20 protein-coding genes are annotated in these 21,640 nt (G+C 64.3%); 10 read left to right on the plus strand and 10 right to left on the minus strand.

What is annotated here, in order from left to right:
* Positions 1-98 precede the first annotated feature (98 nt).
* Entirely contained in the window at positions 99-899 is an 801-nt protein-coding gene (hutC, locus tag ATE64_RS15945) for a histidine utilization repressor (RefSeq protein ID WP_082657784.1), read from the plus strand.
* A gap of 10 nt (positions 900-909) precedes the next feature.
* On the opposite strand, the gene ATE64_RS15950 is transcribed toward hutC, so the two are convergent.
* From ATE64_RS15950 to ATE64_RS15960, 4 genes are read right to left on the minus strand one after another with little or no spacing between them, the layout of a single operon-like run.
* On the minus strand, positions 910-1,644 hold the full coding sequence (locus ATE64_RS15950) for a PepSY domain-containing protein (protein ID WP_058455257.1): 735 nt from the start codon (positions 1,642-1,644) through the stop codon (positions 910-912).
* Positions 1,641-2,345 (minus strand): PepSY domain-containing protein, encoded by a 705-nt coding sequence (locus ATE64_RS15955; protein ID WP_058455258.1) that lies wholly within the window; start codon positions 2,343-2,345, stop codon positions 1,641-1,643. Before ATE64_RS15955 ends, ATE64_RS15950 begins: the two co-directional genes overlap by 4 nt.
* Positions 2,288-2,725 carry a hypothetical protein gene (locus tag ATE64_RS21760; protein ID WP_156416562.1) on the minus strand — a complete coding sequence of 146 codons (438 nt, stop codon included), beginning with the start codon at positions 2,723-2,725 and terminating at the stop codon, positions 2,288-2,290. The genes ATE64_RS15955 and ATE64_RS21760 overlap by 58 nt, the downstream gene beginning before the upstream one ends.
* Positions 2,722-3,114: a DUF3703 domain-containing protein gene (locus ATE64_RS15960; protein WP_082657785.1), complete on the minus strand. Its 393-nt coding sequence runs from the start codon at positions 3,112-3,114 to the stop codon at positions 2,722-2,724. The genes ATE64_RS21760 and ATE64_RS15960 overlap by 4 nt, the downstream gene beginning before the upstream one ends.
* A gap of 253 nt (positions 3,115-3,367) precedes the next feature.
* Between ATE64_RS15960 and ATE64_RS15965 the strand changes: the two genes are divergently transcribed.
* The 8 genes from ATE64_RS15965 (at position 3,368) to ATE64_RS21245 (ending at position 13,174) form a co-directional block, all read left to right on the plus strand.
* Positions 3,368-3,763: a hypothetical protein gene (locus ATE64_RS15965; protein ID WP_058455259.1), complete on the plus strand. Its 396-nt coding sequence runs from the start codon at positions 3,368-3,370 to the stop codon at positions 3,761-3,763.
* A 112-nt stretch (positions 3,764-3,875) separates the two neighbouring features.
* On the plus strand, positions 3,876-5,108 hold the full coding sequence (locus ATE64_RS15970; RefSeq protein WP_231729123.1) for a TolC family protein: 1,233 nt from the start codon (positions 3,876-3,878) through the stop codon (positions 5,106-5,108).
* Positions 5,105-6,352 carry an HlyD family efflux transporter periplasmic adaptor subunit gene (locus ATE64_RS15975; RefSeq protein ID WP_058455261.1) on the plus strand — a complete coding sequence of 416 codons (1,248 nt, stop codon included), beginning with the start codon at positions 5,105-5,107 and terminating at the stop codon, positions 6,350-6,352. The genes ATE64_RS15970 and ATE64_RS15975 overlap by 4 nt, the downstream gene beginning before the upstream one ends.
* A gap of 28 nt (positions 6,353-6,380) precedes the next feature.
* Positions 6,381-9,587: a CusA/CzcA family heavy metal efflux RND transporter gene (locus ATE64_RS15980; RefSeq protein WP_156416565.1), complete on the plus strand. Its 3,207-nt coding sequence runs from the start codon at positions 6,381-6,383 to the stop codon at positions 9,585-9,587.
* Positions 9,588-9,647: 60 nt separating this feature from the next.
* Positions 9,648-10,370 carry a HupE/UreJ family protein gene (locus tag ATE64_RS15985; RefSeq protein ID WP_058455263.1) on the plus strand — a complete coding sequence of 241 codons (723 nt, stop codon included), beginning with the start codon at positions 9,648-9,650 and terminating at the stop codon, positions 10,368-10,370.
* Positions 10,371-10,387: 17 nt separating this feature from the next.
* Positions 10,388-11,002, plus strand: coding sequence for a hypothetical protein (locus ATE64_RS15990; RefSeq protein ID WP_058455264.1), 615 nt, complete (start codon positions 10,388-10,390; stop codon positions 11,000-11,002).
* Between the two features lie 92 nt (positions 11,003-11,094).
* Positions 11,095-12,429, plus strand: coding sequence for an MFS transporter (locus ATE64_RS15995; RefSeq protein ID WP_058455265.1), 1,335 nt, complete (start codon positions 11,095-11,097; stop codon positions 12,427-12,429).
* A 301-nt stretch (positions 12,430-12,730) separates the two neighbouring features.
* Positions 12,731-13,174 (plus strand): histidine kinase dimerization/phospho-acceptor domain-containing protein, encoded by a 444-nt coding sequence (locus ATE64_RS21245; RefSeq protein ID WP_082657786.1) that lies wholly within the window; start codon positions 12,731-12,733, stop codon positions 13,172-13,174.
* 229 nt (positions 13,175-13,403) lie between these two features.
* Here the strand turns inward: ATE64_RS21245 and ATE64_RS16000 are convergent, their stop codons facing one another.
* The 6 genes from ATE64_RS16000 to ATE64_RS16025 all read right to left on the minus strand — a co-directional run bounded on the left by ATE64_RS16000 (position 13,404) and on the right by ATE64_RS16025 (position 20,647).
* On the minus strand, positions 13,404-14,105 hold the full coding sequence (locus ATE64_RS16000) for a phosphatase PAP2 family protein (RefSeq protein ID WP_231729124.1): 702 nt from the start codon (positions 14,103-14,105) through the stop codon (positions 13,404-13,406).
* A gap of 66 nt (positions 14,106-14,171) precedes the next feature.
* Positions 14,172-16,547, minus strand: a complete 2,376-nt coding sequence (locus ATE64_RS16005; RefSeq protein WP_058455266.1) for a TonB-dependent receptor — start codon at positions 16,545-16,547, stop codon at positions 14,172-14,174.
* Between the two features lie 4 nt (positions 16,548-16,551).
* The gene (locus ATE64_RS16010; protein ID WP_082657261.1) at positions 16,552-17,550 is read right to left on the minus strand and encodes a FecR domain-containing protein; all 999 of its coding nucleotides are present in this window, start codon (positions 17,548-17,550) and stop codon (positions 16,552-16,554) included.
* Positions 17,489-18,184: an RNA polymerase sigma factor gene (locus ATE64_RS22260; protein ID WP_331458611.1), complete on the minus strand. Its 696-nt coding sequence runs from the start codon at positions 18,182-18,184 to the stop codon at positions 17,489-17,491. The genes ATE64_RS16010 and ATE64_RS22260 overlap by 62 nt, the downstream gene beginning before the upstream one ends.
* Entirely contained in the window at positions 18,181-19,506 is a 1,326-nt protein-coding gene (locus ATE64_RS16020) for a lipopolysaccharide biosynthesis protein (protein WP_058455269.1), read from the minus strand. The genes ATE64_RS22260 and ATE64_RS16020 overlap by 4 nt, the downstream gene beginning before the upstream one ends.
* On the minus strand, positions 19,487-20,647 hold the full coding sequence (locus ATE64_RS16025) for a hypothetical protein (protein ID WP_231729125.1): 1,161 nt from the start codon (positions 20,645-20,647) through the stop codon (positions 19,487-19,489). The genes ATE64_RS16020 and ATE64_RS16025 overlap by 20 nt, the downstream gene beginning before the upstream one ends.
* A 129-nt stretch (positions 20,648-20,776) precedes the next feature.
* Between ATE64_RS16025 and ATE64_RS16030 the strand changes: the two genes are divergently transcribed.
* Complete coding sequence (locus ATE64_RS16030) at positions 20,777-21,511, plus strand: HAD-IB family hydrolase (protein ID WP_058455271.1); 735 nt, start codon at positions 20,777-20,779, stop codon at positions 21,509-21,511.
* Positions 21,512-21,640: the final 129 nt, after the last annotated feature.

Genomic DNA, 21,640 nt, shown 5'->3' on the forward strand with positions numbered 1-21,640 from the left:
TTTGTCCCGATGGGTGGTGAGAGAGCCTCCCTCGGCAGACGATAAAAATTCCGCCCGGGCGCTTGGAATTCAGTGCGTCAAACCTGTATAGACGAGTTATGGATTTTCCCTCTCGCAGGCCTGCCAGCGGCTCTCGGCTTTCAAACAATTCCACAGGCGCGCAGCGCGGCGATCCGGACGAGAGTGGAGACCGCTCCCCCCCGCGCTATGCCGCGATCAAGCAAAGCATTTGCGATGCCGTCCGAGACGGCCTCCTCAAGCCCGGCGACCGCGTGCCCTCGGAGGCCGAGATCGTTCAGCAGTTCGATGTGTCGCGGATGACGGCGAACCGGGCACTTCGCGAACTCCAGGCCGCGGGGGTTCTTGTCCGCCGAGCAGGCAGCGGGTCGTTCATCGCCGAGCCGAAGCCGATCGGCCAGATGATCGAGATCCGGAATATCGCCGAAGAAATCCGCGCCCGCGGCCATGTCTATCGCGCGCGCGTGGTGCAAAATGAAGAGATCAGGGCCAATGCCGAGACGGCGCCACTGCTCGAGGTGCCCGTGGGCACCAAGCTGTTCCACTCGATCATCGTCCATCACGAGGCCGAGTTCCCGATCCAGCTCGAGGAACGCTATGTGCTCGCATCGGCCGCCCCCGACTATGGCAAGATGGACTTCACCCGGATGACGCCGAACGAGTATCTGACGCGCACCGCGCCGCTCGAGCGGGTCGAGCACCGGGTCCGCGCCGAGATCGCCGACGCGCGGACGCATAGCATGCTCGGCCTGTCGGACGGGGAGCCGGTCTTGCGAATGACCCGCCGTACCTGGAGTCATTCGCGCCTCGTCAGCCACGCCTGGCTCACGCATCCCGGCTCGCGGTTCGAACTTTCGGCGGCCTTTTCGATCGACGATTGACGGCCGGGGTTCAGGCCGGGCTGCGCGTGACGACGGGCTTGCGCTTCCGGCGCAGCCAGCGGAAATCGGCGCGGCTGAAACTCTTGAAGAGCAGGTAGAAGCCCGTTCCCGATAGCCACAGCGCTCCGAAGGCGACGAAGATGATGAGCGGGTGGTTGAAGCTCTTTCGGTTCACATAATCCATATTGTGAAGCATCCAGAAGAAGTCCCACGTCCGCCAGGTGTCGCCACGCATCACGAGGAAGCGCGCGGTGTCGAGCGAGACGTAGGCGCTGCTGTTCTCGGCATCGGCAAAATCGACGCGCCACATCGCGCCGGCATGATCGCGCGATTCGAGATTGGCTTTCGCCAGCACGCTGACCTTGCGGATCGGCGCGTCGTTCATCATCGCGGCAACGTCGCGCGCCATTTGTTCGTCGACATGGACAAGCTCGCCGCTGGTCGCATCGACGAGACGGACGCCCTTTGCAGAATGAAGCTCGTAAACCGGCCGCGACCCGAGATCGCGCAAGATCACGCCGGTGACCGGCTCGCGCTGCGGCAAGGCCGCGATATTGAAATACTCCCCGGCAGGCAGCGGATGCGCGTGCGACATTCCGCCGCCGTGGCCGCCGACCTTATCCTTGTCGAGCAGCGCCATCACCGAGCCGCTGAGCGCCCAGAGCAGGAATTGCAGACCGAGGATCAGGCCGACCCATTTGTGAACGCGCCGGAAAAACAGCGGCGTCAGCCGAATGCGTTTCATGCCTTGTTCCTTTTACGGCGCTTGAAAGACCAGATCAGCAGCCATGCCCCCGTCAGCGCCATCGCGAAGGCGCTCCATGTTGCGACGCGGAGCAGCGGGTTGTTGACGTCGCTGCGCTCGTCATAGTCCATGATGTGAAGCATCCAGGCGAAATCGAAGATCCGCCACAGTGCATGCCGCCGCGAGATCAGCTCGCCGGTCTGTGGCGAGAGATAGAGTGTTGGGCGGTTCCAGCCCTCGAACTCGACCTGCCAATAGGGTGGTTTGCGCGACTGCATTTCCTGCGGCGCGTGGGTCAGGAGCCGCACCGAAACGATCTTGCCGTCGCCGGTGTAGATGCGCCGCGCCTGTGTCCGAACCTGGGACTCTGTCAGGTCAGGCAGCGGCGCGCCCGAGCGGGCATCGTAGAGCCTCGCGCCGTCGGGCGTCTCGGCGCGCCAGACCGGTCGGCCCGCGAAGCGCTGGAGCCTGAGTTCGGATACCCCTGGCGCCGCCGCGACGACCTGCGACGGCGCTGCCAGGCCGCCGAGGTCGAAGGGCTGGGACGCCGGGGCGCGCACCAGATGGTCGCCATGAATGGTGTCGATATGGACGACCACCATGTAGAAGCCCGTCAGCGTCCAGAGCAAAGCCTGGACGCCGACTACGAGGGCCAGCCATTTATGCGTTCGCCGGACGAACAGCGGCCAACGGATCGCCATGCCGTTGCCCTCAGAACGCTGTGCGGAAGCCGACATAGAAGCGCCGCCGATGCACGAGACAAATGGCTGTCGCGCGCGAGCACGGCGGAGGCGGACAGCGCGGAGTCTTCCGCGATCAGGCCGGCAGGACAGTGATGATGATGGATCAGCTCGCTGCCGCTCCCGGTCGGCGAGTTATCGTCCGGGGAGCCGTCGTTCGAGACTTCGACGCATGTCTGATAGTGCGCCTCGACCATCGTTCCCGGCACATTGTCGAAGGCCATGGCAGGCGTATCCACACCTGCAAAGAGCGCCGCAATGAGCAACAAGAACTGGATGAGGCCATTTCGCATCACCCGCCGGTTAGCAGCCGGGCGTGGTGCAGGCAAGTCGCCGTTCATGACGCATCCTGCTGGAGATAAGACTGCAGATCGTCGGGCACCGGCATCGGTGCGAATGCGCTGACCCGCGCGCGGCCGATGTTCCCCGTGGGCAGTCGGCCCGTAAGCGACCCGAGCGGCACCAACGCGATGCGAAGCAACTGTCCGACCACCTCGCGGCCATCACGGCGCGCGAGCGCAAACCTCAACATGTCGACATGCGATACCAGATGCAGCCGGAAGTCGGGTTGCGCAAGGATATGCGCGCGTTCCAGATGGCTCCAGGCCGCTGCCCATTGGCCGCCGTCCCGCGCGCGGCGATGGTGTTCCCGTTCGGCCGCATAGGCCGTGCGCCGGTCCTCGTCTCCGCGACCGCGGAGCAGCGTCAAGGCTGGGCTGGGCTCGGTCATGCTTTCCTCTCGCGTTCGAGTCGGCGCGACATCTACACCCTGTAGCAGCTACAGGGTCAAGGACCTGTTGATGGGGTTGCGAGGTCCATGGAATCGCGCGGGCGCCAACACGGCCATCGGACAGATACGCCGAGCACCTGCTTTTTGTCCGTCTAGCTTGTCAACTGGCCCGCCCCCCTTTAAGCGCCGCAATGTGCCTGGTCCTATCTCCTCTGCCCTGAACAGACCTATCTCCTCTGCCCTGAACAGATTGGTGGCGACGCTGTGCGTCTTGCTCACCTTCGTTTATGCGGCGACGATGCCGGTCAAGGCGAGCAACCAGATTCAGCACATGATGCCGGCCACCGTCGCACATCAGCATAGCGTGCTCGCCGCGGTCCCGGTCGATGTGGATCACGATCATGACGCCGTTCAGGCCGATCATGGCGCGCCGGACCCCTCCGACCATGATCGATCGGGCGGCGATGCCAATGGCGAGCATCACCATCATGGCGACAGCGGATCCAACATCCTGCTTCCCGCTGCCGCGACGACGCCCGAGCTGGCTCCGTCGACACGCCTCGAGGGGCTCGGCACGGAACGCGCCATTGCCGGCCTTCGCGCGATCGAGCCCGAGCGCCCCCCAAGACTCTCTTCGCTGAACGCCTGAGTTCCGGCGCTCTCAAGGGGGCGCGGGGTGTTTCCACGCCTTTCAGCGAGGCTGTCATACGATGTTTTGCTTTCACCGAGCGCGCTCCGGCGCGCGTGCCGTCCGCCGAGTCATGCTCTGCGGAGGCGCCCTGCTGGCTGCCGCCGCGCAGCCTGCCTGGGCCCAGACGCTAAATCTCGACGAGGCGCTGTCGCGCGTCGCGACGAGTGACCCCGCACTTGCCGCCAATTCCGCGCGGCTCGACGCTGCGGATGCCGCCATCCTGCAAGCCGATGTCCGGCCCCGCGACGTCCTCGGCGCCGACTTCGAGGATTTCGCGGGAACCGGCCCCTATTCGCCGCTCGGCCGGGCACAGACGACGGGCTGGTATGAACGGACGTGGGAACGCGGCGGCAAGCGCGAAGCGCGGATCGGCGCTGCGCGCGCCGAGGTCGCTGTCGTGGGCGCGCAGAATCGCATCCGCCTGCTCGACCGCCTCGCGCGCGTCCAGGCCGCATGGGTCGAGGCGCTCGCTGCGGAAGCGGCGATCCCGGTCGCCGAAACACGGCTAGCCGATCTCCGTCAGGTCGAACTCGACGTCGTGAAGCGGGTCGCGGGGGCGCTCGATCCCTGGTTTACGGCCGAACGGGCGCGGACCAATGTCGCTCAGGCCGAAATTGCGGTCGAGCAGGCGCGCGAAGCCGCCCGCATTGCGCGCACCAGCCTTGCCGTCTGGTGGGGTGGCAGCGGCGATTTCAAACTTGACCCCGCGGCCTTTCAAGCGTTCGACGTCACAGTCCCACCGCGCGCGGACGCTGCCGACGTCGCTGTCCTGACCGCCGAACTCGCAGCCGCCGAGGCGAAGGTGCGGCTCGCGGAAACCGGCAATATCGCCGATCCGAGCGCGCGCGTCGGCCTGCGGCACTTCGGCGACGGCAACGACCTGGCAGTCATGGTCGGCGGCTCGATCCCGCTCGGGAGCAAAGGCGCCAACCGCGGCAATGTCGTCCGCGCCCAGGCCGATCAGCGCGCCATCGCAGCGGATATGGCTGTAGCGCGGGTCGAGATCGAGCGCGAGATCGACCGGATCCTGGCCGATCGCGGGCTGATTGCCGCCGAAATAAAGCGCATCGATGCCGAAGTCCTGCCGAGCGCGACGCGGGCGGTGCGGTTGATCCGCGACGGGCTGGTGCGCGGCGGCACCGCCTTCACCTTCCTCGAATACAGCCAGGCGCAAACGGCATTGAGCGACGTCCGCTCGCGCCGCGTCGAATTGCTCCGGCGCTTTCACCTGCTCGGCGTGCGGCTCGACCGGCTGACCGGTCGCCATACGCCCCTTCTTGCCCAAATGGAGACGATCCGATGACCAAATATCTGTACGGGGCGGCATCGGTCATCGCCCTGGCCATGCTCGCCGCATGCGGCGACAGCGCGGTGAAAAAGGAGGCCAGCGGTGAAGCCGCGACGGCGGCCGGTGAATATGAGCGCGGCCCGCATCGCGGGCGGATGCTCCGCAGCGGCTATTTCGCGCTCGAGATCACCATTTTCGAAGATGGGGTCGAGCCCGAGTTTCGCGTCTATGCCTTTCGCGACGACAAGCCGATCAAGCCATCCGACGTGAAACTGACGGTCGAGCTCGGCCGCCTCGGCGGCAAGGTCGACCGGTTCAGCTTCACCCCGCAGGAAGATTTCTTGCGCGGCAGCGGCGTCGTCGCCGAGCCGCACAGTTTCGACGTTCGCGTGGCCGCATCGGAGGCGGGGAGGAACCATAAATGGGCCTATCAATCCTATGAAGGGCGGACCGTCATCGACGCCGAGGCGGCGAAGGCCGGCGGCGTCACGACCGAGGCGGCGGGAGCTGCGACGGTCAGCGACCTGATCGACATGGGGGGACGGATCGAGATCACCCCCGAAGGCAAGGCCGAGGTTCGTGCCCGCCTTCCGGGTCTCATCGTTTCGCTGAACGGCAAGCTCGGCCAGCAGGTGTCGCGCGGCCAGGTGCTGGCGCGCGTCGAATCGAGCCATTCGCTGCAAATCTACACGGTGACGGCGCCGATCAGCGGCACGATCATCGAGAAGAATGTCAACGTCGGCGACACCACCGGGGACCGCGCGCTGTTCACGATCGCCGACCCGACCAAGCTTCACGCCGAATTCTTCGTCTATCCGCGCGACGCCGAACGGGTGCGGGTCGGCCAATCGGTCAATCTCAAGAGCCTGTCGGGTGAAGGACGCTTCGAGGGTGCGGTCGAGGCGGTCCTGCCGACGGCCGACGTCGCGAGCCAGACCATGATGGCGCATGTCCATCTGCCACCCGCCGCGTCGCGCGAATTCCGGCCCGGCATGGGGGTGGAGGGTAGCTTTGCCGTCGCGCAGGCCAATGTCCCGCTGGCCGTCCGGACAAAGGCGATCCAGCGCTTCCGCGATTTCGAAGTCGTATTTGCCAAGGTCGGCAACACCTATGAAGTGCGGATGCTGGAGATCGGCCGCCGCACGCCCGAATGGACCGAAGTGCTCGGCGGGCTGGCGCCCGGCGACGTCTATGTCGTCGATGGCGCCTTCCTGATCCGCGCCGATATCGAGAAGCCGGGGGCCAGCCATGACCATTGACACCGCCACGCCGCCCGGCAGGGCGCATCTGCTCGAACGGCTGATTGCCGGAGCGATCCAGTTCCGCTGGGCCGTCCTTTCGATCGTCCTGCTCCTTTGCGCAATCGGCGTCTGGAGTTTCCAGCGGCTGCCTATCGATGCGACCCCCGACATCACCAACGTCCAGGTCCAGATCAATTCGTCGGCGCCGGGCTTTTCACCGCTCGAGGCCGAACAGCGTGTGACCTATCCCGTCGAGACCGCGATCGCCGGGCTGCCGGGGCTCAAATATACGCGCTCGATCTCGCGCTACGGCCTCAGCCAGGTCACCGTCGTGTTCGAGGATGGCACGAGCATCTACTTCGCGCGTCAGCTGATCAACGAGCGGCTGCAATCGGCGCGCGAGCAGCTTCCGCCGGGCGTTTCGCCCGAAATGGGGCCGATCGCGACCGGTCTCGGCGAGATCTTCATGTACACGCTGGAGGCCGAACCGGGCGCGAAAAAGCCCGACGGCAGCGCTTACACGCCCGAGGATCTCCGCACGCTGCAGGATTGGGTCATTCGGCCGCAGCTGCGCAACACCCCGGGGGTGACCGAGGTCAACAGCATCGGCGGCTATGAGCGCCAATATCATGTGACCCCGATCCCGGCGCGGCTGTCGGCCTATGGGCTCACGCTCGACGACGTCGTGCAGGCGCTCAATCGCAACAATGACAATCGCGGCGCGGGCTATGTCGAGCGCTATGGCGAGCAGTATCTGGTTCGCACGCCGGGACAGGCCGCGGGCATCGACGATCTGAAGTCGATCATCGTCAGCAACCGCAACGGCATTCCGATCCGCGTCGCCGATGTTGCCGATATCGGCCTTGGCGAAGAGCTTCGCACCGGTGCTGCGACCGAAAATGGCAAGGAGGTCGTGCTCGCCACCGTCCTGATGCTGGCGGGCGAGAACAGCCGCGTCGTCGCGCGGGCCGCGGCCGAGCGGCTCGAGGTTGCCGCCAAGGCGCTGCCCCCCGGCGTCAAGGCCGTGCCGATCTACGACCGCACCGACCTTGTCGAACGGGCAGTCTGGACCGTCGAGAAAAATCTTCTCGAAGGCGCCTTGCTCGTCATCTTCGTGCTCTTCCTGCTGCTCGGGAACGTCCGGGCAGCGCTGATCACCGCGGCGGTCATTCCGATCACCATGCTGATGACGATCACCGGTATGGTGCGCGGCGGAGTGTCGGGCAATCTGATGAGCCTCGGCGCGCTCGACTTCGGCCTGATCGTCGATGGCGCCGTCATCATCGTCGAGAATTGCCTCAGGCGGTTCGGCGAAGCGCAGCACCAGCTCGGGCGGCTGCTCGATCGGAATGAACGCTTCAAGCTCGCCGCAACGGCCACATCGGAGGTCATCCGCCCGTCGCTGTTCGGGATGCTGATCATCGCGCTCGTCTATGTGCCGATCTTCGCGCTCACCGGCGTCGAGGGCAAGATGTTCCATCCGATGGCGATCACCGTCGTGATGGCGCTGACCGCGGCGCTGATCCTATCGCTGACCTTCGTGCCGGCAGCAATTGCGCTGTTCGTCACCGGCAAGGTCGAGGAGAAGGAAAGCCGGCTGATGCTCTGGGCCCGCAAGGCTTATGCCCCGGCGCTCGACAAGGCGATCCGTCTTCGCACGGCCTTCATTGCCGTGGCCGTCGGCCTCGTTCTCGTCTCGGGCTTCGCGGCGAGCCGGATGGGCTCGGAGTTCGTCCCCAATCTCGATGAGGGCGATATTGCGCTTCATGCGCTTCGTATCCCGGGCACCAGCCTTTCGCAGGCGGTGCAGATGCAGACGGCGCTTGAGGCGCGGATCAAGCAGTTTCCCGAGGTCGAACGGGTGGTGGCGAAGATCGGCACGGCGGAAGTCGCGACCGATCCGATGCCGCCTTCGGTCGCCGATACCTTCGTCATGCTCAAGGACCGCAAGGACTGGCCCGATCCCCGAAAACCCAAGACCGAGCTCGTCCGCGAGATGCAGGCGGCGGTCGCGAAGATTCCCGGCAATAATTACGAGTTCACCCAGCCGATCCAGATGCGGTTCAACGAACTGCTGTCGGGGGTCCGCGCCGATGTCGCGGTCAAGGTCTTCGGCGACGATCTCGACGCGCTGCTCGAAGTCGGCAAGCAGATCGAGAGCGTCACGTCGGGGATCGATGGCGCGCAGGATGTCAACGTCGAACAGGTCACCGGCCTGCCGGTGCTGCAGATCACGCCCGACCGTGCCGCGCTGGCGCGCTTCGGGCTCAACGTCGGCGACGTCCAGAATGTCGTCGGGGTCTCGATCGGCGGGGTCGAGGCGGGGCAAATTTTCGAGGGCGACCGGCGTTTCCCGATCATCGTGCGCCTGCCCGAGGCGATGCGCGAGCGGGTCGACGAGATCGGCCGGTTGCGCATCCCGCTGCCCGCAATCGGGCCCTCGGCCGATGTGACGATGGGCGGCGCGCCCGACGCCGGACTGCGGGGTTTCGTGCCGCTCGCCGACGTCGCGAAGGTCGAGGTCGTCATCGGGCCCAACCAGATCAGCCGCGAGGATGGCAAGCGCCGCGTCGTGGTGACCGCGAATGTGCGCGGCCGCGATCTTGGTTCCTTCATCGATGAGCTCAGAACCAGGGTCGATGCCGAGGTCGAGGTCCAGACGGGCTATTGGATCAGCTATGGCGGCACCTTCGAGCAGCTGATCTCGGCGGCAAAACGGCTCCAGCTCGTGGTGCCGGCCGCGCTGCTGCTGATCTTCGGGCTGCTCTATGCGCTGTTCCGCTCGGGCAAGGATGCCGCGATCGTCTTCTCGGGGGTGCCGCTCGCGCTCACCGGGGGCGTCGCGGCGCTCCTCATCCGCGGCATGCCGCTCTCGATCTCGGCGGGTGTCGGGTTCATCGCCCTGTCGGGGGTCGCAGTGCTCAATGGCGTCGTGATGCTGAGCTTCATCCGCCAGCTACGCGAAAGCGGTGCAGGCCTTGAAGACGCGATCCGCGAGGGCGCGCTGACCCGATTGCGGCCGGTGCTGATGACCGCGCTGGTGGCGAGCCTCGGCTTCGTCCCGATGGCGTTCAACGTCGGGGCCGGCGCCGAGGTGCAACGGCCGCTGGCGACAGTGGTGATCGGCGGGATCGTTTCTTCGACGATCCTGACCTTGCTCATACTGCCGGCGCTCTATCGGCTCGTCCACGGACGTGCGGCCAAGATGGACGCCCCCCCGCCGGCCGAGGCCGCCGCGCCGCAACCGGTCTGACTCTCATGCCCCGCGCGCTGCCCGGCGCGCGGGGCCATAGCCATTTCAGGAGTTTATCGCATGTTCACGCGCACGATCGCCCCGCCGGGGACGACGATCCGAAACCTCATTCTCGCCGCCGCCCTGTTGCTGCTCGCCCTCGCGGCGGGCGCCGACGCCTGGGCACATGGCGTCGCCGAGGGCGACAAGGGCTATATCCAGGAAAGCAGCGGTGTCCTGTTCTGGCCCTTCGTCTATCTCGGTGCCAAGCATATGGTCACCGGCTACGATCATCTGCTCTTCCTGTTCGGTGTCATCTTCTTCCTCTACCGGATGAAGGATATCGGCCTGTATGTGACGCTGTTCGCGATCGGTCATTCCACGACGATGCTGTTCGGCGTCCTCACCGGCATCAGCGCCATCGCCTATCTCATCGACGCGATCATCGGCCTGTCGGTCGTCTACAAGGCGCTCGACAATCTGGGCGCCTATCAACGCTGGTTCGGGTTCCAGCCGAACACCAAGGCAGCCACCCTGATCTTTGGTTTCTTCCACGGTTTCGGCCTGGCGACCAAGATCCTCGAATTCGAGATCGCGAAGGAGGGGCTGATCCCGAACCTGCTCGCCTTCAACATCGGGGTCGAGATCGGGCAGCTGCTCGCGCTCGCCGCCATTCTCATCCTGATGGGCTATTGGCGCCGGACCCCGAGCTTCATGCGCCATGCCTTCGCCGCCAATGTGCTGCTGATGACCGCGGGCTTCGTGCTCGTCGGCTACCAGCTCGCCGGCTACGCCGTCAGCTAATCCAAAGGAAATTCCTCATGTTCAACAGTCAAAAGCCCCGCCTCGAAGACCTGCCGACCACCCGCCAGCTCCTGCGCGCGACCGTCATCGCCGCCGCTGCAGCCGGCGCGATCCTCGTCGCGATCGTCCTTCCCAGCGAATATGCGATCGACCCGACGGGCATCGGGCGCCAGCTCGGCCTGACGCAGATGGGCGAGATCAAGACCCAGCTCGCCGAAGAAGCGGCCGCGGACGCCGCAATGGGCGCTGCTGCCGCGCCTCTCGTGCCCACCACAGCTTCTTCCTCAGCCGCCGCGCCTGCCACGGGCGCGCCGCAGCGCTCCGACACGACCAAGATCATTCTTGCACCGGGCCAAGGCGCCGAAATCAAGGCGACGATGGCGAAGAATGCAAAGCTCGCCTTCACCTGGTCGGTCGCGGGTGGCCATGTCAATTTCGACACCCATGCTGACGCCCCCGGCATCGCCTATCATGGCTATGGCAAGGGCAAGGAAACGACCGGCGAGACCGGCGAACTCGTCGCGGCCTTCGACGGCAAGCATGGCTGGTTCTGGCGCAACCGCTCGGGTGCGCCGGTGACGATTACGCTGCGCACCGAAGGCGCCTATACCGACATCCGCCGCATCGTCTGACGCGGCCGCCTCGCATCCACAGACTCCGGCCCGGTCTTGCGATCGGGTCGGGGACGGATAGACAGAAGATCGCCGCTCGCGGAGTCAAGCCCATGCTCGCCGTTCTCGCCAACCGGACCTACCGCCATCTTTTCCTGGCGCAGATCATCGCGCTCGTCGGCACCGGCCTTGCGACCGTCGCCCTCGGCCTCCTCGCCTTCGAGATTGCGGGCGCCGATGCCGGCGCCGTCCTCGGCACCGCGATGGCGATCAAGATGGTCGCCTATATCGGTGTGGCACCCGTCGTCGGCGCCTATGCCAATCGGCTGCCGCGCAAGGCGTTCCTCGTTGCGATGGACGTGGTACGCGGCCTTGTCGCGCTCACTCTCCCCTTCGTCGACCAGGTCTGGCAGATTTACCTGCTTATCTTCATTCTCCAGTCGGCCTCGGCCGGCTTCACGCCGACCTTCCAGGCGACGATCCCCGACGTTCTTCCCGACGAGAAGGATTATACCAGGGCTCTCTCGCTGTCGCGGCTGGCCTATGACATGGAGAGCCTCGCAAGCCCGGTGCTCGCCGCCGCTCTCCTCGGCATCATGAACTTCCATTGGCTCTTCTCGGGCACCGCGATCGGGTTTGCCTGCTCGGCGCTGCTCGTCCTGTCGGTCGTGCTGCCGCGCACGTCCGGCACCGCCCTGAACGGCGGCATTTACGACAAGACCACTCGCGGCACACGCCAGTATCTGAAGACGCCACGGCTGCGTGGCCTGCTGGCGGTGACGCTCGCGGCAGCGGCGGCGAGCGCGATGGTCATCGTCAACACGCCGGTTCTCGTGCGCGGCGCGCTCGGGCTTGGCCAGAGCGAGGTCGCGATCACGCTCGCAGCCTTCGGCGGCGGCTCGATGATCGCGGCGCTGTTGCTGCCCCGCTTACTCGACCGCATCGCCGACCGCAGCATCATGATTGCGGCGGCGCTCTCCATGACCATCGTCCTCGCGATCCTCGCGATCGCCTGGTCGTTTTCCGACGAGACGAGTCATTGGCCCATCATCCTCGGCGGCTGGTTCGCGCTCGGCCTTAGCTATGCGGCGAGCATCACACCGGGCGGACGGCTGTTGCGCCGCTCCTCGGGGGCCGACGATCGTCCCGCGCTGTTCGCGGCGCAATTCGCGCTCAGCCACGTCTGCTGGCTCCTCGCCTATCCGCTCGCCGGACAGGTCGGTGCGCGCGCCGGCATGGGCGCGGCGCTGGGCGCCAGCGCGGTCCTGGCCTTAGTTGGCGCGCTCATCGCGATCGCGATCTGGCCGCGCGAGGATCCGGACATCGTCGCGCACCGCCATGACGATCTGCCGGCGAGTCATCCGCATATCGCGGACGATCATGCCCAAGGCCAAGCGAACCACGTTTATGTAATTGACGAGTTACATACGAACTGGCCGCGACGGTAATTGTGACGCCATGTGCGAGGGGGGGGGGGGACAAGAGTTCCCTGTGCCGTCTCTAGCGCGCCGCCAGTCGGATGGAAAGGCGCGGACCGCACCTCGGCATGATTGCCGATAGCGACGAATATCGAATTGGGGCGCCAGATCTTTCACTAGCCACGTCCGGCCTGAGAGCCCCGTGCGTGCCGCCTTAAATTTCCGGTCAAGGACGGTCAGGGTATGTCCCAACCTTTTAAACTGTGGAGAAAAGGGCCGGCCGACGGTCCTATGGTAAAGGGGCCGCAATGCAGCCCGGCTAGGCGGGGCAATGACTGCGCAGCGTCGCTTCGTCGCCGACGCCGCTCATGAACTTCGCACGCCTTTGAGCGCACTGACCCTACAAGCCGAACGAATTGGGACGACCGATCTCCCGGTCGAGGCGCGCGAACGCCTTGCTTTCTTGCGGAGCGGGCTGGATCGCGCGCGCATATTGCTCGAGCAATTGCTGGCGCTTGCAAGGATGCTGGACGCTGCGGCTGACGCTGACGCTTCCGCCCAACTAGGCACCGTATTACGGTCGGTCATTGCGCTGTTCATGCCACTCGCCGAAACGCGTTCGGTAGATCTGGGCGTCGTAGGCGATGTCGATATTGATGTGCCCATGCGCAATTTCGAGCTGTCGCTCTTGCTGCGGAACCTGATCGAGAACTCTCTTTATCAACGAGGTAGTCAGCCAGCTTGGAGGCCGGACGCAGATCGAGGTGCGCGATGATGCCCCTGGCATTCCAGCAAGCGAGCGCAAAGCGATTCTGCAGCCCTTCATCGCCTGAATTTGGACTCCGATGGATCCGGTCTCGGGCTGGCCATCGTCAAGGCGATCTTCGATCGCTGCCACGCGACGATAGCGACAGCGGATGCCAGTACAGGCGCGAGCGTCATCGTAGCGTTTCCTGCCGGTACCCCGCTCACATCAGCATCAGGGATTGCCCGAAATCGATAAATCAGGTGTCCGCGCGGGCCTTGAGGGGCGCAATCCTCCACATGATACTCCAGCACAGAAGAGCCCATCCACCGCCGAAAGCCCAACCGGCGAGGACGTCGCTCGGCCAATGAACGCCGAGATACAGACGCGAAATGCCGATCGACGCTACGAGCAATCCCGCCGCTCCAGCGACATAGATGCGGCTCGACCGGCTCGGCGCCAATCCGGCGACGAGTACGGCAATGGACAAATAGACGATGGCGGAATTCGCCGCGTGGCCGCTCGGGAAGCTCGCAGTTCCATATGAGGCCCAATGCTCGACGACAGTCGGCCTCGCCCTTCCAAACCATGCCTTCAGCAAGCTCATCACCAGCGCTCCCGATACGCATTGGGCGACGAGGAACAGGGCGAGTTGTCCTCGCTTGAGCGTCATGAGCAAGCCGGAGGAAAAAATGACGACCAGCGTCAGGGTGGTGACATCGCCCAATGCGGTCAGATCGAGCATCGCCGCGCGCATGCCGCTGCTCTCGCCGAATAAGGCGCGCACCCAATGCAGCCCGGGGGCATCATAGGCATTGAGTTCACCCTCGGTGATTTCCGATGCCAGCTTGAAGATACCGAGCGCGACGAACGCCGCGAGCGCTATCGCCGCCGTGAGGAGAATATCCGGCCGACGCGCCAGCAATCGCTCCGAGTTCAGCAGTTTCAGGATCTTCTTCAATTTCGCAACTCTCGCGGCATGGGTCGTTCAAACATCGGCCTGTCCTTTGACAAGAGGGTGCGCACGTCAAAATCCGGCTCGAATGCCCAATCGGACCGTCAGCGGTCGCAGCGGCGTGATCTGCTTGCCCTCAGCGACGGTGAATGGGTTGCCATAGGAGAAGGTGTTGCCGCTGGCGTTGAGCAGGTTCGTGGCGTCAAGCGAAAGGGACCAGCCTCGCGATGTGATGAGCGACGCGGACAGGTCGACCTGGGTCGTTTCGCCATGCTCCAGGATGAGCGGCGCCGTCGTCCCGAGGCTCGACGCGCCGATCAGGCGGGCCGTGCCGTCGAGCTTGAATGTCAGGCCGGAGGATAATGGCATTTCCCAAGCAGCGCTGAAACGCGCGCCTGTCCGCGCGATATTCGGCAGCGGCCGTTCGTCGGCTTCTTCGAGCCCCTCGGAAGGGTTGGTCAGCGCGCTGCGATTGACAAACAGCGCTCCGTCGAAGAACAGCTGATCGCTAGCGCGCCAGCGCGCATTGATCTCCGCGCCATAGACGGTTCCGCGTCCGATATTTTCGGTAAAGGGTAGTCCGTCGGATCCGATGAGGTCAGCCTGGATATCGGTCCAGATCGAATAGAAGGTCGTGATGCCTCCCGAAAAGCGGGGGCCTGTCGTGTCGCTTTCGTTCCCGAGCCTGATGCCGAGTTCGGCGGTGTGGATGGAATCCGAATCGAAACGCTGCGCGGCATTGACTTGTCCAGCAGTGATAGCGATCCCTCCGCTGCGGAATCCGCTTTGATACCGGAGGAAGGTCAGAAGATCGGAATTGGGTTTCCAAGACAGCGCCGCGGTGGGCAGGAACCGGACCTGCCGACGCTTCGGTTCGAAATCCTCGCCCGATCCCCCGATTAACTCGCCGATCGTCTCCGCAAAGACGACACGCCCGCCGAGCGTACCCGACAGGCGCGGAGCAATCCGCTGCGTTGCTTCGCCGAAGACGGCGACCTCGGTCTTCTGGTTGCGCAGCCTCGCCAGCGTAACGGGTGCGTCGAGCGGACCGAGGCGACGGTCGATGCGATCGATGTTGCGGACGAGACTGAACCCCGCGACCCAACTGTCGCCCAAAGATGCACGGTGCGAAAGGCGCGTCTCGTGTGTCAGCAGGCGGATCGCCTCATGGCCCTCGAATATCTGTATGTCGGGATTACCGCCATATCCGGTGGCATCGAAGGTCTCCGACAAGTCATGGTCGACGATCCCCGTCGATGAGATGAGCTTAAGATCACCCCAGTTCTTTGCGATTTCAACGCTGGCTGCCTTGAAATCATTGTCATGCGGTTGGGCGATACTGGCCGCGTGAGTCCGGATTGGCTGATCGGTTTCGGCATATTGGCCATCGCGCGTATCGATATTCTGGAGCAGCGCATTGATGTCGATCGTCCAATTGTCTCCGGGCTCGATGCGCAGGTTCGCGCGTGCGCCGTCGATACGCGTCCGATTTGTATTTCTCGCGCCCAGCGTCGCATTGTCGATATAGCCGCCTTCGACTTGCTTGTAGCCGACGAGCCGCAGGGCGATGCGATCGGCAACGATCGGTATGTTGATCATGCCGCCAAGATCATAGCCGGGTTCGGCATCGCGCGTGGCCGATCGCCCGGCCGTCGCCGACGCATGAAGTCCGCCATCGTCCGCCATCTTGGGAACGATCCGGACGATGCCGCCGAGCGCGCCCGCGCCGTATAGCGTGCCTTGTGGCCCTTCGATCACTTCGATGCGGTCGATGTCATATAGGCGCAAATCCGGCTCGGGCGCATTATAGGTAAGGCGCAGATCGCCAAGATAGAGACCTACCGTCGATTGGGTTGGTCCCGAAAAGCTGCTGTCGGCGATACCGCGCACGAACAATTTGTTGCGGCCCGGGCCAAGATTTGTCGAGGTCAGCGTCGGAATCCGGGCGACGAAAGCGGCCGTACCCTGACTTTCACCGAGGCCCGCGCTGCCGACCGACTGAATGTGCGCGGTGCCCGGATAGCTGTCGAGCGCCTGACCCTGCTTGGTTGCGGTAACGACGATTTCGGTGGGCGGCGCAGCGGCCTCGGGCCGCGGCGTTGCGGGTAAAACGGGTCTCCGCACTGCCGGCCTGGGATTCGCGCGCGGCGGGACTGCGACGATACGCACTGTCTGCGAATCGACGATCTGATAGGTGAAACCGGTGCCCCGCAGCATCGTGGTTAGCGCCTGCGCGATCGTCATTCGGCCGCGAACGGGTTTGCTGCGCGCGCCAGCGAGGCGCTGATCGATCCCTCCGATCGAGATCTGCGCCGCGTTGCCAAGCGTGATCAAGGCATTGTCGAGGCGTTGGGCCGGAATATCGAAGCGCTGGCTTTCGGCAGCGGACACCGGACTCGCAGTCGAGATCGAGATCGCGACGACAGGGAGGAAGTAGGTCCAAGTCACCGGATCAGCGCGTCAATTGCCATCCTTTGGCACTATGACGCGCACGGACGCCAAGCAAGGATTCCAATTGCCGGAAGAGCCGCGCTTCGTCACGATCGATGCGAATAACGCCCGAGAAACGGCGACTTGCGAGGTCCGGCGACACGGTCACCGGGGTGCCGAGAGATCGCGACAAATCCATAGCGATCGTCGTGAGCGGCGCATCGCGATAGCTCAGCCTTCCCTGTTGCCATCCTCCCACCGTGGCCGGATCGATTGCCGAGACGATGGCTTTCGAGGTTCCGCGTTTGACGCGGAGCTGCTTGCCTGCGGTGAGCGTCACGGCCTCGGAGCCCGGCTGGTATTGCACACTGCCTTCGGACACCGCGACTTCCAGCCCGTCGGCGGATTGCCGCACGTTGAAGATCGTGCCGACGTCGCGAAGTGTGCCATCACCGGTTTCAACGATGAACGGACGCGCGCTGTCATGTTTGATCATGAAGATCGCCTCGCCGCTTTCGAGGCGGGCGAAGCGCTCGGCCTTGCGGTCGAGCGCGATCGTCGTGCCGCCATTGAGCGCGATTTTTGATCCGTCGGCCAGCGCGATTTCGCGCGTCTCGCCCGGCTGGGTTGCGATCGATTCCATCCCTGGCGACTTCAGCAGCATAGGCGACAGGAAAAGGGCCAGAACGAGACTGGCGGCGATCGCCAGAAAAGCGCGGCCGCGATACCATGGCAACGCGCCAGGTTCATTGTCATTATTTGCCGGGGGCGAAGGGGTCGCGATCGTTCCGGCACCTGCAAGCTCTTCCGAAAGCCGGTCGTCGGCGAACGCGACCGCGTCATACGCATCGGCATGCGCGGGGTCGGCTTCCATCCAAGCCGTGAACTCAGCCCACAATGTGCCGTCAGCCGCAGGACTCTGCAGCCGCACATGCCATGCAATGGCCTCGTCAACAATGCTACCGGACGCCATCATCAATTCCTTCGGCCCATTGACGTTGCGGCGCGTCGATATCCACATCCAATTGCTGCTTGAGCTCCAGAACCGCTCGATAACCCCGTTGCAGATGTTTTTCGACCGCGCTGAGGCTGATCCCCATTTCGGCGGCAATCTGCTTTTGCGGGACACCATCAATCCGCACGGCGCGAAAGGCAAAGGCGGTGCGTTCGGGCAATGTATCAAGAACCGCATCGACTCGCCGAAGCTGGTCGCGAGCAACCAGCAGGCGATCCGCCGATGGCTGGGCGTCGCGGGGAGCTGCCATGCTGCCCTCGATATGGCCCTTCGTCCACTCCTGCTCGCGCGCGGTGCGGCGCTGCGCAGAGCGGCGGCGATCAAGCACCAGATTCTCGGCGGCGCGGTAAAGATAAGCGAGCGGCTCGGCGATTACGCTGGCATCGATATCCGCGAGTTTCAGCCACAGGTCCTGCAATATATCTTCGCCATCGCCGTCGCCGCGGAGACGAACGCGCAGATAGCGCGACAAGGCCGGCCGGTTGGCCAGGAATATCGCTTCTAGCCCAGAGGCTTCGGTCATCAGATCCTGCGCTCTTCCGTTTTCGCTCTCGCGGCAAGACTTAGCGTCTGCCCGATATGCGCGAAATAGGAAAGGCGTGTGACCGCGCGTCGCGCTTGTGGAGAGCAGCGGCATCATGCGGAATGGGCGGTGACACGCCACAGCGCGAAACCGAGCAGCCCTGCAGCGATCACAGCCTGCAGCAATGCGAGATAGCCTGCGCCTACCAGCCCGGCGGAACTGGTGAATAGCGGCAGCAGCGGCAAAAGGCCCAGCCCGGCAACCAGATTTGCCGCCACCGATAAACCGGGATGTCCAAGTGCTATTAGAGCTGCACTTGTTGGCGGTCCGGCCATCGCCACGACCCTGGCCAGCGTTAGCCAAATCATGATCGCCGCGGCGCCGGCAAAGGCCGGACCGGCGATCAGCACCGCAACCTCATGCGAGAAGAACGCCAAGACGACGACCAGAGGCAGCGCCGTTGCAAGCGCAATGCCGACACAGCGCGCGAGCGCATGGCGAATGGCTGTTTTCGCACCGTCTGCGGCTGCCAGCCGGGCTAGCTCGGCATAAGCCGCCTGGCCCAATATCTGCGCGGGCTGGGAAATGACGATCGTTGCGCGGTGCGCGATCGAATATAGGCCCGCCGCAGCCGGGCCAAGCATCGCGCCAACGATCAGCGGGGTAAGACGACCGGTCAGGTCGCCCAACATTATGTCGGCGTTGGCGGTCAGCATGAAGCGGCCAAGTCCGTCATGCTCGCACCGAGCGTCTGCAACCGCTCCGAGCAGGGGCTGGTCGAGCATATGGCGGCGCGCGAGACAGATCGCCGCGATCCAAAGCGACACGCCCTCAACCAGCGCAGCGACAAGCCAGGCAATCAGGAAGGCCGTGAGCCCCAGATCGAAGACGATGACCACGAGCGTGCCGAGCAGCCGCATCACCGGTGTCACAATATTATGGAGTGCAAGAAGGTCGAAGCGCCGCAGGATTTGCAGATACCCGCCGGGGGTCGCGCGCACGGTCGCAAGGACCGCAAAACAATAGGGTATGGCGAGAGCCTGCGCATCCGCCGACCATCCGAGGAGGGGGCCGACGATCGGCACTGCGAGCGCCGCTACGATCACCGCGACCAGCCCGGCCAGAAGCTCGACCGCGCCGACAAAGCGCAACAAGCGGATAAGCTTAGCGTGATCATTTTCAGCGGGCTGGACGCCGTAACGGACGATCGCGTGCCAGCCGGGAAAGGCGACGAGTCCGCCCACGAGCATCGCGAAATAGTTCACGAGGACAAGGACACCATATTGCTCGGGGCCGAGGATACGGGCGGCCGCAATGACATAGACGAGGCTGATCAGCCCCGCAGCCGCCTTGCCGCCGAGCAGCAGCCCGAGATTCTGGTAGATGCGGCGGACCGGTCCCGGCGATTTTTCCGCCGCGTCAGTGGGCAAGGCCGGCATCGATGGATCGGCCTTCAATTTCACGGCCGCGCGCGAGTGAAGCGATTGCGCGAGCGGCTCGCACCGACGATGGCTCGGAGGTGAGATCGAACGTGTGGTCGAAGAGCCGCCGCTGCACCCCCATATATCGTGCCGGATGATCCTTCACGGCTTCCTCCAGGCCGCGATCGAGATGGCGAGCGTCCGAGATCACCGGCCCGGACTGCCAGTGGGCGAAGTTGGGATCGTGGTCCGCGTCGATGCCGTGGCAGTTCAGAAAGAGGCAGGGTCGCGGGGTCCTGAGAAACTCATAAATCTGACTGCTGACGTCGCCGAGATAGATGTCCGCCCCGTTCGTGTAGCTCATGTCGGTCAACGCTGTGCTGCCAAGATCGATGTGAATGTTCGGCGCCGCTGCGTAGCGGGTGCGCAGCTTTCCGGGAAGGCCGAACCGAAGCTTGTCGATCGTGACCGCCATCCGCCGCTCGAACATCATGATATGCGGCGCGAAAATGAGATTGTAGCGGTCAGTGGCGAGGAAATAGTCGAGCACCGCGCGTCCCTGCTTATACCAGGACGAGAGATGCGGCGAGACGTGTGGATTGTAGAGGACGACAGGCCGATTGCTGCCGCGAAACTTGATTGGTCGCCCTTCCCCCGTCGCGATATCGAATTTGGGATAGCCGGTCATCGTCAGCCGGTCGGGACAGACGCCCGCCTCGCGGGTGAGGCGATCGCAGATTTTCGGGCCCGCCGCCAATATATGGTCGAATAGCGCCGCCGATTTGCCGAAGCCGATCGCCCGGTCTCCGGCACCATGGTCGGTCAGGATCATACGGAGCGATGATAGACCGTAGCGCGTTTTGAGGATCAGCGAGGTTCGCTCGGTCACGACGAGCAGGTCGAGCGAGCGAAAGAAGGCGAGATTGTCGCGGTAGACCAGCAATTTGGCGGCGGGGAGAATGGGTCCAAACATCGCATCGACGCTCCGCGACGCCGCCGAATGCAGACGCAGAGCAACGAATTGGATGCCTGACGGCACAGCCCCGCCCATCAGCCGCACGGCCTCACGCTCCAGAAGCTCGTTGGTGGTTGCGACAATGATCTCGGCGTCTGTGCCCGCCCGCGCAAGGGCAAGCGCGACCGGCATGCTGTGGGCCATCTGGTGAATCTGGTCATGATTGAAAAGAAAACCGATCCGCATGGGACGAACGACGCCGCAGCGTCGTGATATCCGCAGCAAGTGCGGAAAATAATTCGGGCGGCGTCCTACCTGCGGAGGAAATCGCCCATGTCATCATCCTGCCCGCTGTCGGTCTTCGATCTCGACCGGACGCTCACCATATACGGCACCTGGTCGCCGTTCCTGCTTTTTGCGGCGCGGCGACGCGCGCCGTGGCGGCTCGTCTTCGCCCCGCTGGTGGTCGGTCTCATGGCAGCCTACAAGGCCCGCCTCCTGACGCGCAAACAACTCAAGCAGGCAATGCAGCGGCTCATGCTCGGAAGCGCGGTCGATCTCGACCTCGTGACCGACCTCGTGGATGCCTATGCCGAGCATAGCATTGCGAATAATATTCACGCCGACGCCATCGCGAGCATTGCCGCCGAGCGCGCGGCGGGGCGTCGCGTCGTCATCGCCTCGGCCGCGCATCTCTTCTATCTCGAGGCGCTCGCCGAGCGGCTTGGTGTCGCAGATATCGTGGGCACCGCATCGACGTGGCGCGGGCGCGACCTCACGCCGCGGATTGCGGGTGAGAATTGCTATGGCGCAAACAAACGACGCATGCTCGAGCATTGGCTCGCCGGGCAGGAGATCGACCGCGCCAACGCCCATATCCGTTTCTTTTCGGACGATCTGTCAGATCTTCCGACCTTCGAATGGGCAGACGAGGCGGTGGCGGTCAATCCGTCCAAAAAATTGCTTAACCTCGCCCTGCGGCGCGGCTGGACGGTTTACGACTGGCGCCAGACAAAGGCCGCACGCGGTCGCTCCCTGCCGGCAAAGACAGCGCCGCAGCTGAACTAAACTCGCCTTAATCGCTGCCGTTTCGCGTGGCGAAGCGGAGCAGGTTCCACCAGAATGGCGCGCCCGCCTGCCACGTAAAGTGAGGGCGGTCGCGCACCTTGCTTGTCGATCTCTTACCCGGATTCGATC

The organism is Sphingopyxis sp. H073, from assembly GCF_001468395.1.
Classification (GTDB): Bacteria; Pseudomonadota; Alphaproteobacteria; order Sphingomonadales; family Sphingomonadaceae; genus Sphingopyxis.

Coding starts and splice junctions, on each gene's coding strand:
- ATE64_RS15975 (WP_058455261.1), top strand. CDS start 5,105: ATGACCAAATATCTGTACGGGGCGGCATCGGTCATCGCCCTGGCCATG.
- ATE64_RS15990 (WP_058455264.1), top strand. CDS start 10,388: ATGTTCAACAGTCAAAAGCCCCGCCTCGAAGACCTGCCGACCACCCGC.
- ATE64_RS15970 (WP_231729123.1), top strand. CDS start 3,876: ATGCTCTGCGGAGGCGCCCTGCTGGCTGCCGCCGCGCAGCCTGCCTGG.
- ATE64_RS16030 (WP_058455271.1), top strand. CDS start 20,777: ATGTCATCATCCTGCCCGCTGTCGGTCTTCGATCTCGACCGGACGCTC.
- ATE64_RS15985 (WP_058455263.1), top strand. CDS start 9,648: ATGTTCACGCGCACGATCGCCCCGCCGGGGACGACGATCCGAAACCTC.
- ATE64_RS21760 (WP_156416562.1), bottom strand. CDS start 2,725: ATGAACGGCGACTTGCCTGCACCACGCCCGGCTGCTAACCGGCGGGTG.
- hutC (WP_082657784.1), top strand. CDS start 99: ATGGATTTTCCCTCTCGCAGGCCTGCCAGCGGCTCTCGGCTTTCAAAC.
- ATE64_RS16020 (WP_058455269.1), bottom strand. CDS start 19,506: ATGCCGGCCTTGCCCACTGACGCGGCGGAAAAATCGCCGGGACCGGTC.
- ATE64_RS22260 (WP_331458611.1), bottom strand. CDS start 18,184: ATGATGCCGCTGCTCTCCACAAGCGCGACGCGCGGTCACACGCCTTTC.
- ATE64_RS15960 (WP_082657785.1), bottom strand. CDS start 3,114: ATGACCGAGCCCAGCCCAGCCTTGACGCTGCTCCGCGGTCGCGGAGAC.
- ATE64_RS16010 (WP_082657261.1), bottom strand. CDS start 17,550: ATGTGGATATCGACGCGCCGCAACGTCAATGGGCCGAAGGAATTGATG.
- ATE64_RS16025 (WP_231729125.1), bottom strand. CDS start 20,647: ATGGCCCACAGCATGCCGGTCGCGCTTGCCCTTGCGCGGGCGGGCACA.
- ATE64_RS15955 (WP_058455258.1), bottom strand. CDS start 2,345: ATGGCGATCCGTTGGCCGCTGTTCGTCCGGCGAACGCATAAATGGCTG.
- ATE64_RS15950 (WP_058455257.1), bottom strand. CDS start 1,644: ATGAAACGCATTCGGCTGACGCCGCTGTTTTTCCGGCGCGTTCACAAA.
- ATE64_RS15995 (WP_058455265.1), top strand. CDS start 11,095: ATGCTCGCCGTTCTCGCCAACCGGACCTACCGCCATCTTTTCCTGGCG.
- ATE64_RS21245 (WP_082657786.1), top strand. CDS start 12,731: ATGACTGCGCAGCGTCGCTTCGTCGCCGACGCCGCTCATGAACTTCGC.